This is a genomic window from Mycobacterium gastri, from assembly GCF_002102175.1.
GTDB classification, from domain to species: domain Bacteria; phylum Actinomycetota; class Actinomycetes; order Mycobacteriales; family Mycobacteriaceae; genus Mycobacterium; species Mycobacterium gastri.
Genome location: NZ_LQOX01000006.1, coordinates 125,320 through 139,485, shown reverse-complemented (window position 1 = coordinate 139,485; position 14,166 = coordinate 125,320). Strand labels below are relative to the sequence as shown.

13 protein-coding genes are annotated in these 14,166 nt (G+C 66.2%); 2 read left to right on the top strand and 11 right to left on the bottom strand.

Annotated features, from left to right (window positions below):
* Positions 1–805: 805 nt before the first annotated feature.
* On the bottom strand, positions 806–1,342 hold the full coding sequence (locus AWC07_RS01515) for a PadR family transcriptional regulator (RefSeq protein ID WP_036418489.1): 537 nt from the start codon (positions 1,340–1,342) through the stop codon (positions 806–808).
* Between the two features lie 95 nt (positions 1,343–1,437).
* Here AWC07_RS01515 and AWC07_RS01510 point away from each other — a divergent pair, with 95 nt between their 5' ends.
* Positions 1,438–2,310, top strand: a complete 873-nt coding sequence (locus AWC07_RS01510; RefSeq protein WP_051508229.1) for a DUF3159 domain-containing protein — start codon at positions 1,438–1,440, stop codon at positions 2,308–2,310.
* A 52-nt stretch (positions 2,311–2,362) separates the two neighbouring features.
* Here AWC07_RS01510 and AWC07_RS01505 read toward each other — a convergent pair whose 3' ends face one another.
* The 7 genes from AWC07_RS01505 to AWC07_RS01475 all read right to left on the bottom strand — a co-directional run bounded on the left by AWC07_RS01505 (position 2,363) and on the right by AWC07_RS01475 (position 9,622).
* Entirely contained in the window at positions 2,363–3,439 is a 1,077-nt protein-coding gene (locus AWC07_RS01505) for a pyridoxal phosphate-dependent aminotransferase (RefSeq protein ID WP_279628847.1), read from the bottom strand.
* 37 nt (positions 3,440–3,476) lie between these two features.
* Positions 3,477–4,913, bottom strand: coding sequence for an MFS transporter (locus AWC07_RS01500; protein ID WP_036418493.1), 1,437 nt, complete (start codon positions 4,911–4,913; stop codon positions 3,477–3,479).
* The gene (locus AWC07_RS01495) at positions 4,907–6,151 is read right to left on the bottom strand and encodes a 3-keto-5-aminohexanoate cleavage protein (protein ID WP_051508228.1); all 1,245 of its coding nucleotides are present in this window, start codon (positions 6,149–6,151) and stop codon (positions 4,907–4,909) included. Before AWC07_RS01495 ends, AWC07_RS01500 begins: the two co-directional genes overlap by 7 nt.
* 220 nt (positions 6,152–6,371) lie before the next feature.
* The gene (locus AWC07_RS01490; RefSeq protein WP_051508230.1) at positions 6,372–7,148 is read right to left on the bottom strand and encodes a 3'(2'),5'-bisphosphate nucleotidase CysQ; all 777 of its coding nucleotides are present in this window, start codon (positions 7,146–7,148) and stop codon (positions 6,372–6,374) included.
* 111 nt (positions 7,149–7,259) lie between these two features.
* Positions 7,260–8,444, bottom strand: coding sequence for an acyl-CoA dehydrogenase family protein (locus AWC07_RS01485; RefSeq protein ID WP_036418496.1), 1,185 nt, complete (start codon positions 8,442–8,444; stop codon positions 7,260–7,262).
* A gap of 20 nt (positions 8,445–8,464) precedes the next feature.
* The gene (locus AWC07_RS01480; RefSeq protein WP_036418505.1) at positions 8,465–9,256 is read right to left on the bottom strand and encodes an SDR family NAD(P)-dependent oxidoreductase; all 792 of its coding nucleotides are present in this window, start codon (positions 9,254–9,256) and stop codon (positions 8,465–8,467) included.
* A 57-nt stretch (positions 9,257–9,313) separates the two neighbouring features.
* The gene (locus tag AWC07_RS01475; protein WP_036418498.1) at positions 9,314–9,622 is read right to left on the bottom strand and encodes an SRPBCC family protein; all 309 of its coding nucleotides are present in this window, start codon (positions 9,620–9,622) and stop codon (positions 9,314–9,316) included.
* A 361-nt stretch (positions 9,623–9,983) separates the two neighbouring features.
* On the opposite strand from AWC07_RS01475, the gene AWC07_RS01470 reads away from it, so the two are divergent.
* On the top strand, positions 9,984–10,886 hold the full coding sequence (locus AWC07_RS01470; protein WP_036412074.1) for a haloalkane dehalogenase: 903 nt from the start codon (positions 9,984–9,986) through the stop codon (positions 10,884–10,886).
* A gap of 264 nt (positions 10,887–11,150) precedes the next feature.
* On the opposite strand, the gene AWC07_RS01465 is transcribed toward AWC07_RS01470, so the two are convergent.
* The 3 genes from AWC07_RS01465 to AWC07_RS01455 are packed head-to-tail and all read right to left on the bottom strand — an operon-like array spanning position 11,151 to position 14,155.
* Entirely contained in the window at positions 11,151–12,044 is an 894-nt protein-coding gene (locus AWC07_RS01465; protein ID WP_036417426.1) for a beta-ketoacyl-[acyl-carrier-protein] synthase family protein, read from the bottom strand.
* On the bottom strand, positions 12,028–13,128 hold the full coding sequence (locus AWC07_RS01460) for a 3-oxoacyl-ACP synthase III family protein (protein ID WP_036417428.1): 1,101 nt from the start codon (positions 13,126–13,128) through the stop codon (positions 12,028–12,030). The genes AWC07_RS01465 and AWC07_RS01460 overlap by 17 nt, the downstream gene beginning before the upstream one ends.
* Before the next feature lie 28 nt (positions 13,129–13,156).
* Positions 13,157–14,155 (bottom strand): Acg family FMN-binding oxidoreductase, encoded by a 999-nt coding sequence (locus tag AWC07_RS01455; RefSeq protein ID WP_036417474.1) that lies wholly within the window; start codon positions 14,153–14,155, stop codon positions 13,157–13,159.
* Between the last annotated feature and the right edge of the window lie 11 nt (positions 14,156–14,166).

Below are 14,166 nucleotides of genomic sequence, written 5' to 3'. Positions count from 1 at the left end.
CACATCCAGCGCCGTATCCAACCCGTCAAAGGCCGCCGTGATCGCCTGCCAATCCATGACACCTAACCTATCGGCGACCTCTGACAAAAACCGGCCTGAAAACAACTGCCGAACAACCGATTTCACATTTCGCTCACAGCGAACATTGCACCGGATTTGCCGCGGCCACCACACCAGTCACAAGACAGACCCGATACCCGAAATGCCCCACCTATCCGTGACAACCACAGCAGCGCAATGGATTTGTCGCTACTAGCGGTGGTGGGGCTGCACCCCGCTGTGGGGGGACGGAAATCGCGTGCTGATGCGGTTGGGTCGGCGGCTGATGGCGCCGAGTGCGCCGTGATGGCGTCGAGTGTGCGTTGAGGGCGGCCGATCGCGGCGGATCCCGCCCTGCATACACAGTCAAAGCCGTCACTGCACACTCGAAACGGTGGCATGACCGCCGATGCGGTGAGCACGTCAGACAGTCCCGAACGGCTGCCCACACTCGATACGGGTTTGAGTGAAGGCGCGGTATCGGGTGTGCCGAAACCGGAAAACCGAGCCAAGGTATGCGCAGGCGGCCAGGCTGCGCACGAGGACATCGTTGACCAGCAGCATTCGTGGTCAGGCCACCATGAATTTCCGATCAGGCGGGCTCTAGCGGTGGACAGAAAATGTAGACCGACACTGCAAGGAGACCATCGGCCACAGCCGCTGCCGAGACACCGACCCGCACGCCGGTCGAGCCCCGACGCATCTGCCGCACACCGCAGGCCTGCTCCCCACTCGACATGCGCGCGCCTTACGGAAAGATCCGGGTCTAGTCGTTACCGCGAGCCCGGCGCCGATCTAGGCCCTCGATGACCCAAGTGGCCCAGTCGATCTCGTGGCGAGTCCACCGTAATCCCTGCTCCAGAACAGCGCGGGCGAAGAAGCTGTCGTCATCGTCGGACCAGTCGTAGGCGTCGCGGATCTGCCGGTAGTGCGCGTGCTCCTCCTCGGCCAGCGACAACAGTGATTCCAAGTACTTGCGCGCCTGGCCGGCAGGCAGGTGGCCGAGCAGGAACACCCGCAGTAACGCGGCGTTGCGAATGGGCGGATCCTCCTGCGGAGAAGTGATCCAGCGATTGAGCTCCGCCCGGCCCGCATCGGTGATCGTGTACTCTTTGCGGCCGCGCGGCCCCGTATCGGACGCCTTGATCAGCCCGGCGGCAGCCAGCTTGTTGAGCTCGCCGTAGAGCTGACTCTGGGTAGCAGGCCAGACGTTGTCCATCGACAGCTTGAACCGTTTCAGCAGGTCATATCCGCTGCCGGGCTCCTGGGAAAGCAACCCCAACGCGGCATGTCGCAAGCTCACCAGACCATCTTAACCGTCTATCATTGACATGTCACTAGCGACATGACATTCTTCACATGTCATACCTGGACGGTCGATACCGCGAGGAGTTCCCGATGAGCCACACCGCCCGCCCCAACCTGCCGACCCCTTCCGGTAGCGACAACGACGCTCCGGAGCCGAAGGGCCGGCCGGAGGCCAACCGTCGGGCAGGCGTGATCGACTCGTTTCTGAAGTCGCCCTTCGCCGGAATCGCACCGTGGGCGCTGCTGTCCATCCTGTCCGGACCGGGCCGCTTCGAGGAAGCGGTGGTCGCCGCCCTGGGTTTCTCGGTGCTTGTCATGGTTGCCGGTCTCATCCGGGGTATCAAGGTTCACACGCTGGAGGTCTTCGGAGCGCTGTTCTTCGCGGCGCTGGCCGTCGTCGGATTGGTCGCGGCCGACAACGTGATCGGTTGGCTGGAACTGTGGTCCGGCGAGCTGACCAACATTTCCCTGGCCGGTTTCGCCTGGCTCACCCTGCTGATCCGCAAGCCGTTCACCATGGCCTACGCCAAAGACACAACACCACAAGAGTATTGGGACAGCCCGCTGTTCAAGCGGATCAACGCGGTGATCACCGCAGTGTGGGCTGGCGCGTTCACTTTCACGGCAGCGGTCGGCTTTGTCGGTGACTATGTCTTTAACGACCCCAGCAACTTCTGGACGGGCTGGATCCTGCAGCTGGCGGCCATCTTCTTTGCGGTGGCGGTCACCGAGTTCTACCCGGATTACGCCTCGGCCAAATTCGACCTGGCCGACGGAGAACCGGCCCGGTTGCCGTCGACCATCGGGCTCGTCGAGTGGCTGCCCACGTTCGTCGTGGTCACCGGGATCGCGGGTCTGGTCACCGACTCGGTGGATTTCGCGGTGGGTATCGCGCTGATCGTGGCCGGCAGCGTGGCATCCGGCCTCATGGTGAAACTCTTCGCCGCGGACAAGAAGCAATAACGGCAGCATATGCAAAAGGCCGGAAACGGTTGGCAGCGTGCGTTACACCGAATTAGAGCCGAGCTTCGCCCCACGTCTTGATCCGCTGCACTCCTTCGATGATCTTGCCGGGCGGCTCGGTGAACGACAGCCGCACCGCGTCGCGATGGCCGAAGGCAGAGCCCGGCACCACGGCCACGTGTTGGTCCGACAGCAGGGCGGCCGCCACGGTGTCTCCGTCCCAGCGACCGGAAAGGTCATCGGCCAGCTCGCACCATACGAACAGGCCGCCGTCGGGCATCGTCCAGCGCAGCCACGGGACACCGTCACGCAGCGCGGCGCAGAGGACATCACGTTGGCGTTTGAGTTGTGCCGAACGCTGCGCCAACTCCTCGCGGGGCGTTGACAAGGCGCGGGTCACCAACGCCTGCCCCGCGGTGTTCACATTGCCGGCCATGTTCGACGCGATGCCCGAGCACCGGGCAATCACGCTGGGGTGCGCGGTGATCCAGCCAATCCGATGACCCATCAGTGCGAATGTCTTGGATGCGCTGGAGATATGGACGACGTGTTCGGATTCCTCTTCGGGCAAGTGCAGCACCGACGGCGCGGGGCCGTCCTCCGCATAGTATTGAAACTGGTATATCTCGTCGGCTATCAGCCAGCGACCCGTCTCTTTGGCCCATTCGCTGAGAGCCCGGAGGTCGGTTGCCGGCAATACCGAGCCGGTCGGGTTGGACGGGCTGGAGTACACGATCACCTTGGTCTGATCGCCGAAATGATCGATCCACTCACCGATATCAGGCGTCCCGGACTTGTACGGCAGCGCCCTTGTCGTCAGGCCCGAAAGGCGCGCGATATCAAGGTAACTCGGCCAGTACGGGGCCGGAAACGCTATCTCGTCGCCTACGTCGCACAGCGCCAGCAGTGCGATCATGATCGCCTGCTTGGCGCCGTTGGTGACAACATGATGCGCCGCAGTGGTCGATCGGCCGAATTCCGCTGCGTACCAGTCGCTTAGCGCCGTCAGGAGCGCAGGCTCACCGCGGCTACTGCCGTAGCCCGACGCGTTCTTGACGTCGAAGGCGGCCAGCGCGTCGAACGTCGTGTCCGGCGGGGGAATGGTGGGGGCGCCGGCGCCGAAGGAGATGACGGCCGCTCCCGACCTGCGGAGCTGCGCAACCGTGTCATTGAGCGCGAGCGTCGGCGACGGGTCCCCGGCCGATCGGGTCGAAAATGCCCTGGTGATGGCGACCTCCTGAGGCAGTGCTGCTGGAATGCCGAGTCAGGAACAGCATTCCAGTCAACGCGATGATCCCGGCGGCGGCGGCGACCGCGATCCACGGCAAACCCGCCGGCCCGTGCGCGGCAGCCGACAGCGAATACGCCGCCCCGCAGACGGCAATGCCCATCGCTTGCCCCAACTGACGCGCCACCGAGGCAAAGGCTCCGCTGGTGCCGGCATAGTCGACGGGAAGCTCGGACATGGCCAACACATTGGTCGGTGTGTTGGCCATACCCATTCCGGCGCCCAGCACCATTGCGACCAGACAGACCGTCGTGACGCCGGCCGACATGGCAATCAGCACCGCGATGGACGAACTCGAGGCGAGCATCAGCAATCCGGCGACGACGACGGCGCGAAACGCCCCCGATCGCCCGATGATCACCGGTGACATTCGCGCGCCGATCGCGTACCCGAACGCAAGCGGAACAAGGCTTACACCCGCGGCTATCACCGACAGGTGTTGGCGTGCCTGGAAGAAAACGCTGGCCAGCAGAAAGATTGCGCCGCCCACGCAGAAGTAATTGCCGACCGCCACATACATCGCCGCGCGGAACCTCGGCGACCGGCACGCCTGTTCGGGTATTGGGAACAAGCCGGTCCGCTGCCGCCTGATCGCCAGGTAGCCGCCGAGGAACGTCACCAGGATCAGCAGACCGAACTGGGCGACACCGCTCGGCTCCCCCACCGCGATGAGCAAACCGATCAGGCCGAACATCGCCGCGCCCAGGAGGACGATCCCGTTCCAGTCGTGTCGCGGGGAATGCTGGGGCGGAGTCGACGGGAGCAAGACGATCGCCAGCACCGCGAACACCGTGGCCAGCACGGCCGTGGCTACCGGCAGCATTCGCCACCCGAGGTACCCGGAGACGAAGCCCCCGGCGAGCGGCCCGGTGGCCATTCCGAGACCCACCACGGCCCCCCACCCGCCGGTGAAGCGCTGCAGTTCTCGTGAGTCCCTGGCCAGTACCCGAACCATGGCCAAACCGACCGGCACCAGAATCGACGCCCCGATGCCGGCCACCACGCGGGCACCGATCATCGCAAATGCATTGGGAGACAACGCCGTAAGGATCGAGCCGGCGACGTAGACAGCCAGTCCGGTTACCAGCAGGCTGCGCTTGTTGAATCGGTCGCCGAGGGCGCCGGCGACTATTTCCAGAGCCGCCAGCGTCAGAATGTAACCGTTGAGAATCCACTGGCCCTGCGTGAAGGTGGCTGGCAGGGTGTCGCGGATCTGAGTCAGTGCGACCTGGTATGCGGTGTTGTCTACGTTGACGATGAAGGTCGCCAACGTGCAGACGGCGACCGCCATACCGCGGTGGCGAGTGGTCACCATGCGGCGAGCGCGGTTGCCGGCGGCTCGACGAGCTTCGAGAGCTCGCCGAAGCCCATCCGGGACCTGACCGCGGCACGGTCGGTGAGCACCTCCGAGCCGCAGCTATCGACCATCGCCTTGACTTGGTGCGCAAGGCCCAGGTTGTCCGTCAGCGTGACCTCGCCGTCGTGGGTGACGATGTAGGGGGTGTCCTCCATGCCGGACCGGATCACGTCGACGTTGCTGTCAGCTTGAGCCGCGTAGCAGGCCAGCCGCTCCAACGGGCCCGCGAGTTGCCCTTTGCGTTCGCCGAACTCCAGTTTCTTGAGGTGTGCTGTTGCGTGCTGAGGCAGTACCGCGGCGCCGACCGATACCGTTACGGTGCGGACGCGCTTTCCGGAAAGATCGAATTCGAGGGACTTCGCCAGCGATACCGCACGACAGAAGTCTTCGTACGAATCCGGAAAAGGGAAGCGCGGGGAAAACCCGAATAGCAATGTGATATTGAGCTGACCTTCGGAGCCGAGCCGGATCAACGGGTGCTCTGTCGCGAAACGCGTCATTGCATAGCTGCGGTCCAGCTGAACCCATTCCACTTCGTGTAGCAGGTGCAGCCGGCGACGCGCGTCGACCGCCTTCCGATAAACCCGGAATTGCGTTTGCGGTGACGTGCTTCCGTAGGAGCTGCCGCCGGTCGTGGAGTGAACGTCGAGCGCGGCCTCGTTGTCTTTCTTCGACGGAACATAGTGACGGACGGCACGGCCGAATTCGGGGCGTGATGCGGCCGCGATACCGATATCGACGCCGCGGCGCTCCAGGTCAAGGATTATTTGCAGCTCCACCGCGGCCTGACCGGTGACAAAATGAGCGCCGCCCAGATGGAGCGGCAGTGCGGACTGACTGATGCGCTCCCATTCGCCGTAACGCTTGATCGCCTCTTTGACCTCGACGCCGTTGCGGCTGGCGCCGAAGCTGATCAGCATCCCCGGAACCCGGTCCTGGATCTCATGACTCACCGCCGCATACAGCGCGTTGGAGGTGCTTTGCTCTTGCGTCTGCGGATTTCGCGCGTGGTAATGGTAATAGCGAACCCCGATATCGAATAATGCGGCGCCTTCGGCGACGAGTTGCCCGGTATCGGATTTGATCGTTTGGCCGCGTGACACCAGATCGATGAATGGGTTCCCCGTCGTGGCGTGATTACGCGGAGTGAACTTTGCGCCGGTGACCGCCGAGCCGAGAATAACGTCGCCCGGCATATCGTGTTCTCCTTCGTCGGAATCCGTGAGGCGCTGGATCTGCTCGTCAATCGCGAGCGGCCCCAGGCGACAGCGCGAACGACTACGCATAACAATGGCGTCACGACGCGGAAATGTCTGTCACCTGAGCGGTCAGCACCGGGATGAATCCCCTGTCCCCCGATCGGCGGAGGACACTGGAGAAAGCCATTGCATAACGACGGAAAACGGCTTCCCAGCTTTACACAATTCGGTTTTCCGTATCGCCGGTATTGAGCCGCCGGTCCGCGACGCCGGCGGCGGCCAATACGGCTTCGGCCAGCTCCGGGCGGCATACCACCAGGTCCGGAAGCTTCGGATCCGCCCGGTTGTACGCCAACGCCGATCCGTCGATGCGGGAGGCATGCAAACCGGCGGACCGGGCCACCGCCACCGGCGCAGCGGAGTCCCATTCGTACTGGCCTCCGGCGTGCACGTACACATCGGCCAATCCCTGCACCACCGCTGCCACCTTGGCGCCGGCCGAGCCCATTTCGACCAGTGTGCCGCGCAGCGCGTCGCGCACGGCCAGCGCGATAGCGGGCGCACGGGTGCGCGACACCACGACGCGTGGCCGGCCGGATGCGGCGGGCGGCGGCTGAACGTGCGGCGTCGCCAGGGTGATGCCCTGCGCCGGCAGCGCCACGGCACCGGCAACGAGCTCATCGGTCTGCCACAGCGCGACGTGAACCGCCCAGTCCTCACGTCCGAGTTCGGAGAACTCGCGGGTACCGTCGAGCGGATCGATGATCCACACCCGCGCCGAGCGCAACCGCACCGGGTCGTCGACACCCTCCTCGGACAGCACCGCATCGGCGGGACGCCGCATGCCCAGTGCTTGGATCAGAAAGTCATGAGATCGCTTGTCCCCCGCCGCCTTTCGCTCGCTCGCCGCGGCGTCGGCGAATTCCTGCCGGACTTGGAGCAGAAGCCGTCCGGCCTCGGTGGCCAGCCGTGCGGCAAGAGCGTGGTCATCCATGGCGAACTTTCCGGATGGGTTGGCAATCTTTGCCAAATTACCGCACCGCGGATCGGCTGATCGCCGACCCGGCGGGCCGGATCGCCATGGTAAAGCGGACGCAAAGCGGATTCAGAGGCCGAACTGGTCCTCGATGATGCCCAGCCACACCTGGGCGCAATCAATGGCCACCTTCTCGCTGATGAAGGCGTGCTGAGTCCCGGTGTACATGTCACGGAACGCGCGCTCGAGACGACTGCCTTCGCGGATCGAGCTCGTTCCGGCGACGAGGTGCGCCCACTCCGCGCAGCTTCGTGCCGTATCGGTGGCGAAGACCGCGGCCGCGCGCAGGTCGGCCCGCAACATCGGGGTCAGGTCGTCACCGGCCGCGACCGCGGCTTCGGCGGTGGTGAACGCGTCGAGCACCAGAAGGCGGGCGGCCCGCCACGCCGCGACGTGGTGCGCGAGCCCCTTCTGGAAGGTCGGGCGGCTGGCCAATGGCGCCATGTCGCTCATCCGGTACTTCGTGGCCGCCAGGTCGGCGACGTCGTCGAGCATGCTCTTGGCGACCCCGAGTGCCCACGATGCGTGACCAGCGGCGGTGACAGGCATCAGGCCCATGCGGGTGGCCGGCGAACTCCCCCGGTACGGCTCGCGGGTGAACAGCGGAAACGTCCGGCTGCGCGGCACGAAGACGTCTTTTGCGCTGTAGTCATAAGACCCGGTTCCCTTGAGCCCCTGCACGTACCAGCCATCGTTGAACTGGATGTCGTGGCGCGGGACCACGGCCACCTGCATGTCGGGGATGCCTTCACTGATCCAGCGCATCTCGGCGTTGTCCATCGGGAAAAATCCGGCGGCGATGTACTGCGAATGGCCGATGCCCGAGCCGAAGCTCCACGATCCGCTCAACCGGTAGCCGCCGACGACGGCGGTCCCCTGCCCGTTGGGGAAGAACTGGCCGCCCATCGTGACCTGGTTGTCGTGCGCGGTGAATACCTCGGCGAAGCCGTCGTCGGGCAGGTAGGTCGCGGCGGCGAACCGCGACGGCAGGTTCGCAATCCCGATCCAGCCGAAAGAGCCATCTTGCCAAGCCATTTCGATCCACATCTCGATCATGTCGGCCAGCGGCGGCTCGACCCCGCCGGCGGCGACGGGACTGAGCGCCGACATCAGCCCGGTGGCCCACATCTCATCGACGATCGGATCGGTCAGCGTGCGTTTGCGCTCGGACTCGGCGGCCTCGGCCCGCACCAGCTCCCGCATCCCGCGGGCCAATGCGACGACCCGCCCGCTCGCTTCGGCTGTCGACGTCATGGGGATTCCTGTCACTCGTCTCACTCGGGAAAGCCGAAGAGCCGGACGACGCCGTGGTCGCGTCCGGCCGTGTAGCCGCCGTCGACGGCAATGGCCTGACCGGTGACAAAGGATGCCTCCGGCGACACCAGAAAGGCGGCCACGGCCGCGACCTCCTCCGGGCGGCCCAGCCGCCGCAGGGCATGCTCGGCGACGATCGAGGCCTGCGGCCCCTCCATGCCCGGCATTCCGAAGACGCTGTCCGTCATCGGCGTGGCGATGAAGCCCGGGCAGATGGCGTTGGCGCGGATGCCGCTCGGCCCGTAGTCGAGCGCAATGTTCTTGGTCAACAACACGACACCGCCCTTGGCGGCGTTGTAGGAGCTGCCGCCGGCGGTGCCTTCCAGACCTTCGATGCTGGCCAGGGTCACGATCGAGCCGCGCTCGCCGTCGACACGGGGTTGTTCGATCATCCTGGCCAGCGCGGCCTTGGCCACCAGGAACGTCGCGGTGAGGTTGGTCCCGATGACCCGGTCCCACTCGGTCCGCGGGAGCAGGTGGACCGGGCCGCCGCCGGCGACCCCGGCGCAGTGAACGACCCCGTCCAGGCGGTCGGGCACGGCGTCGATGACGGCGGCGACGGCGGCTTCGTCGGTCACGTCGGCCGAAACGAACGTGAATCGCCCGCCGAGGTCCTCGTGCGGGGCAACGAGATCGGCGCCGACGACCGAACCACCTTCGTCCAGCAGGCGACGAACGGTCGCCAGGCCGATGCCCGAGGCCGCACCCGTGACGACGAACGTGCGCGCGCGGGCACGTTCAGCGTGAACCATAACGGGTTCCTTCTGGAAGCCGTTGTCCCGCAACCGCGAGCCGATTCGTCGGCACCGCTAGCTTTCAAGCGTCTTCGCGCAGGCGGCCAGGATCGCCAGGAAGCTCGAGCGCAACAGCGGGCGGGTGACCGCGGCCAGCAGGTTGCCTCCGGCCCGAGCCGGATGGGTGTAGGTGGTCAGCCAATCGAACCAGGTGCCGAGCCCCACCACCTCACGCACCGCGCCCGGCCCCGGCGAGGAGGAGTCCTTGGTGTAACCGGCCCGGAGCACCAATGGGGCGGCGGTCAACGCGTGCGGGTCGGCCAGCCAGTCGAAGACCTTTTCCACCGGCGCAGCAATGGTGCGCTGCACATGAATCTCGACCATGAGATCTCCTGTCTGGCCGCAGCCGGGTACTCCCGCACATGCTAGACCCGGCAGAAACTCTGGCTGGCAAGCGCCCGCACAGCACCGGCACCAGGGTCGGACGAAACATCACGCCCCGGCGCCCGAGCAGCTGTCGGCTCCGCGATGCCAGTGCCGCGCTCGTCGCCGGCTTGGCTACGTGCCGCGAACGACCAACTGCGGCCAGGTATTTCGGTGTTTCGAAGTGAGCGATTCGGGGTGTCGCGGTGATCGGCTGTCGCAGTGGGCCGGCTGGACCGGACGGCCCACCTGCCCGGCGCGGCGGCATGGCAGGCTTGCCGTAGCAGACGAGTTCACCGCGCCGCCCCGAAGGAGCTGACTGATGGATGTCCTGAGAACACCGGATGCCCGGTTCGAAAACCTGGTGGGCTACCCGTTCGCACCGCACTACGTCGATGTGACGGCGACCGACACCCAGGCATTGCGCATGCACTACCTCGACGAGGGTCCCACCGACGGGCCGCCGATCGTGCTGCTACATGGCGAGCCCACCTGGAGCTACCTGTACCGGACGATGATCCCGCCGCTCGCCAAGGCAGGCAACCGGGTCCTGGCACCCGACCTGATCGGCTTCGGCCGCTCCGACAAGCCCACGCGCATCGCGGATTACACCTACCTGCGTCATGTGGAATGGGTGACGTCGTGGTTCGAGAATCTCGATCTGCGCGGCGTCACGCTCTTCGTGCAAGACTGGGGATCGCTGATCGGCCTGCGCATCGCCGCCGAACAGGATGCCCGGGTAGCGGCGCTGGTGGTGGCTAACGGCTTTCTTCCCACCGCGCAGCAACGCACCCCGCCCGCCTTCTACATCTGGCGGGCTTTCGCGCGCTACTCCCCCGTGCTGCCCGCTGGCCGCATCGTCGACACCGGCACCGTGCACAAGGTCCCGGCCGAGGTGCGGGCCGGCTACGACGCGCCGTTCCCCGACAAGAGGTACCAAGCAGGCGCCCGCGCCTTTCCCCAGTTGGTACCGACCTCGGCCGGCGACCCCGCCATTGCGGCCAACCGGGCCGCCTGGGACGCGCTTGGCCGGTGGGAGAAGCCATTCCTTGCCATCTTCGGGAAACGGGACCCGATCTTGGGACGAGCCGACCGTCCGTTGATCAACCACATCCCGGGCGCGGCGGGTCAGCCGCATGCCCGAATCAACGCCAGCCACTTCATCCAGGAGGACAGCGGACCGGAGCTGGCCGAACGCATCGTTTCCTGGCAGCAGGCCACGTGATGAGCCGGCTGTGGTAGGACAAGCCCTGGCCGATGCAGGATCATCGCGCCGGCGCGGCTGCGGTTGCAGCTTCCGATGATCACCACCGCACTCAAAATCAGCCGCAACAGTTAGCTTCCGCTACGGCGGCCGTGTCTGCCGGCACCTCAGGTATGAACCGAACTGGCTGCGGCAGCCGGAGGTTCGAAGCCCAGCGCATCGGCCCTGGCCCGAAGACGCGCCATGAATTCGTCATCGCCGACCGCGTCGCCGGGCGCGATAGATTCACGCGACGACGCGGGGCGGCTGACGATAGAGCGCCGCGCCGGCCGTGACGCCGGCACCCGCGGCGACGAACAGCACCTGGGTGCCCGCGGGCAGGCTCTCGACCTGCCCCTCGAACGCTGCGGCCAGCGCCGCCGTATGCATGCGCTCGTCATCCGCCACGCGGATCAGGTCGGCCGGCACCCCGAGCCGGTTGCCCAGCGCCGCACGGAACCCCTGCCGTGCCGGGGCAGCGACGATCATGTCGATGGCCGAAAGCCGCACGGAATGCGCCGCCAGGCAGGCAGCCACCGCCTGGGCGGCGGCGGCGGCGAACTGATCATCGACGTCGGCCGACTCGCTGAACCGGAGAACATTACGGGCGTCGGCGAAACCGACGGTGGCACGGAATGTCTCGTCGGTTGCCCCGTCGTCCAGGTTCGCCCACGAGACGCGGCTCAGACCGTAGTCGTCGTTGGTCCAGCCGCACAACAACGCGGCTCCGGCAGCCGAGAAGGGAAAGTGCTCGCTCATCCCGTGTCCCGGATCGGCGTCGCTGGCCACGATCAACGCGCGGTTGATGCTGTGGGTCCGCAGAAAACCATCGACGATCTGCAGCGCGGTCAACACACCGCAGGCGCCGTTGGCGATGTCGAACGAGAACGTGCCATGACCACCGGCATGCGGATCCTCGGGGTTGGCCCCGATGTCGTCCTGGATCAGCGCTGCCAGCGCGGGCTCGCCCAGATTTCGGTCGCGATAAATCCCCGCGTTGACCACGAGATCCAGCTCGTCGGGATCGTATCCCGCTCGCTGCAGGCAATCCTTGGCCGCGGTGACGGCCAGGTGCAGCGCGCTGTGGCGATGCAGCAGGCCCGGGTGCGTGAGGTCGACTCGGTCAATGACTGTGCCCATACCGGCTCACCATGTCCTCATCCAGGGTCAGTAAGACGATCCCGATTTCGAGCCCCGAAGCCAGAGCGATCAGCGCGATCCGTTCCCCGGGCGCGACGTGTCCGGCCTCGAGTTCCTCGACGAGGGCCACCGTGTGGGTGGTCGACGCCGTGTTGCCGTACCGGTCGACGGTGATCACCGCGTCATGGCGGGGCTTGTCGCCGAACGACTGCGACATTCGGGCCATCCCCTTGCGGATTGCCCGCGCCGAGGTCTGATGGGTGATCACGTGGTCGATGTCGTGAATCGAAATGCCAGCGGTATCAAGGACTTCCTGCAACAGCAGCGGTGTGTTGGCCATCGCGGCCTGGTGGATGGCGCGGGCGTTGGTGAACATCCGCGCGCCCGGGTCGTTTCCCCGTGGGTAGGCCAAGCACAAGCGGCTGTAGTCGGCGACGGTGGTGAACCCGGCCAGGGCGATTCCCGCCGAGCCGACGGGTGCCCGCTCCAGTAGCAGGGCCGCGCCGGCGTCGCCGAGGGTCAACGAGGCCAACTCCTTGCTGAGGATGTTGCGGATGTGGCGGGCTGCGTTATGGCTGAGCTGCGAGATGTACTCGCCGCTGACGACCAGTCCGCGCTCGACCACGCCCTGGCGGATCCAGTTGTTCACAATCGTTACGCCGGTGAGCATTCCGGCGCAGGCATTGGATACGTCGAACGTCATCGCCCGGTGCGCCCCAATGGCGCGGGCGATGGCGCTGCTCATGGTCGGTTCCAGCCATTGAGTGAGGCCGCCGCGGAACTTGGTGATGCTGCAGTTGATCACCACGTCCAGCGTCGCTGGGTCCTGCCGCGCGGCGGCCAGTGCGTTCAGCGCCGCGGAGGTGGCCAGCGAGTAGGAATCCTCGTCACCCACCGACACCCGGCGCTCGTGGATTCCGGTCAGCCGTTCCAGGTCAATGTGGGTGCGATGACGCGTGGTCGCCATCAATTCGTCTGTGGTGAGATGGGTTTCGGGCAGATGCCGGCCGGCGCCGGCCACCCGGGTGACGAACGGCGCCTGCGGCCCGTTCGCCGTCTCCATTACCAGCCAGTGCCGCGTCATGGGCGAGACCTCCTTCCGCTGGCGCGGGTCAACGCCGAAACTCGAGTACTTCCGTCACCGGCCGCCGCGCGGTGCGCTCCACGTGCTTGTCGTTGGCCGGTGATCGGCCGACCCGGATGAGCAGCTGCGGCTGGCCCGCGGTCCCGGTGATCTGGGCGATGATGTTGCGGCTCATCGCGATTTCGGTCATATGCGTCAGCGTGCACGTGGCCATGCCCGCCATGGTGCATTCGAGCAACACGGCCGACATCGCCTCGCCGCAGCGCAATACGTCCAACGGGTCATCGCCGTCGGTGGACAACACCACGATCTTGGACTGGTCATGATCGATGCCCGGGCGGCGCCGCCCTCCGCCCGCCGGCGGAAAGGCCCGTGCGATGTCGACCCGGGCCGCTTCCGCGGTGGACACCAGAGCGCCTTCCGGCGCGTGACTGGGTTCTGTCGTGAAGGGCGATGTCCACCAACGTAATTCGGATAGATAAGTGGTGTCGTAACGGCGCAGCATCTCAGTGAGCCGGGACGCCTCGGCCAGGGCCGGACGCTGCTCGTCGGCCACCACGTCCAGCTGGACGTCATAGGGTGCGACCACGCGGCGCAGCACGGACTCCGCCGCCGTCCACCGGACAGGCGGGTCGAACGGCAGTCGGTCGGTGCGGCGCCGCAGGATCGCCTGCGCCCGGCGCTGCTGCTCTGCCGTGACGGTTTCCGCGCGACGAAATCGCAGTGTCGCCAGCTGGTCCTGGGTGACCCGGTCGGGAAACCGTTCGGTGGTCGTGTCCCAGCCGGCGACCGACATGGCGACGCGCAGGTGATCCAGCACCGCACCGCAGCTCAACAACAGTTCCCGGCCGGTGTGGTCAGTAGCCGGCATCGACCGGCTGGAGTCGGCCCACAGCTGCAGTGTCGGACCCACCGCAATCCATCGCCACGGTTGGCTGTTGTGCAACGACGGGGCATGACATGCCAGCGCCACCGCTTCGCGGATCACCACCGCATCGGGTACATCGGGCCCCGTCGCCGCCGTCATGAGCATCACCC

What these genes read in the sequence shown, in the direction of transcription:
- AWC07_RS01510 (WP_051508229.1), top strand. Translation starts at nt 1,438, where the DNA reads ATGAGCCACACCGCCCGCCCCAACCTGCCGACCCCTTCCGGTAGCGAC.
- AWC07_RS01500 (WP_036418493.1), bottom strand. Translation starts at nt 4,913, where the DNA reads ATGGTGACCACTCGCCACCGCGGTATGGCGGTCGCCGTCTGCACGTTG.
- AWC07_RS01495 (WP_051508228.1), bottom strand. Translation starts at nt 6,151, where the DNA reads ATGCCGGGCGACGTTATTCTCGGCTCGGCGGTCACCGGCGCAAAGTTC.
- AWC07_RS01490 (WP_051508230.1), bottom strand. Translation starts at nt 7,148, where the DNA reads ATGGATGACCACGCTCTTGCCGCACGGCTGGCCACCGAGGCCGGACGG.
- AWC07_RS01485 (WP_036418496.1), bottom strand. Translation starts at nt 8,444, where the DNA reads ATGACGTCGACAGCCGAAGCGAGCGGGCGGGTCGTCGCATTGGCCCGC.
- AWC07_RS01480 (WP_036418505.1), bottom strand. Translation starts at nt 9,256, where the DNA reads ATGGTTCACGCTGAACGTGCCCGCGCGCGCACGTTCGTCGTCACGGGT.
- AWC07_RS01475 (WP_036418498.1), bottom strand. Translation starts at nt 9,622, where the DNA reads ATGGTCGAGATTCATGTGCAGCGCACCATTGCTGCGCCGGTGGAAAAG.
- AWC07_RS01470 (WP_036412074.1), top strand. Translation starts at nt 9,984, where the DNA reads ATGGATGTCCTGAGAACACCGGATGCCCGGTTCGAAAACCTGGTGGGC.
- AWC07_RS01465 (WP_036417426.1), bottom strand. Translation starts at nt 12,044, where the DNA reads ATGGGCACAGTCATTGACCGAGTCGACCTCACGCACCCGGGCCTGCTG.
- AWC07_RS01460 (WP_036417428.1), bottom strand. Translation starts at nt 13,128, where the DNA reads ATGACGCGGCACTGGCTGGTAATGGAGACGGCGAACGGGCCGCAGGCG.
- AWC07_RS01455 (WP_036417474.1), bottom strand. Translation starts at nt 14,155, where the DNA reads ATGACGGCGGCGACGGGGCCCGATGTACCCGATGCGGTGGTGATCCGC.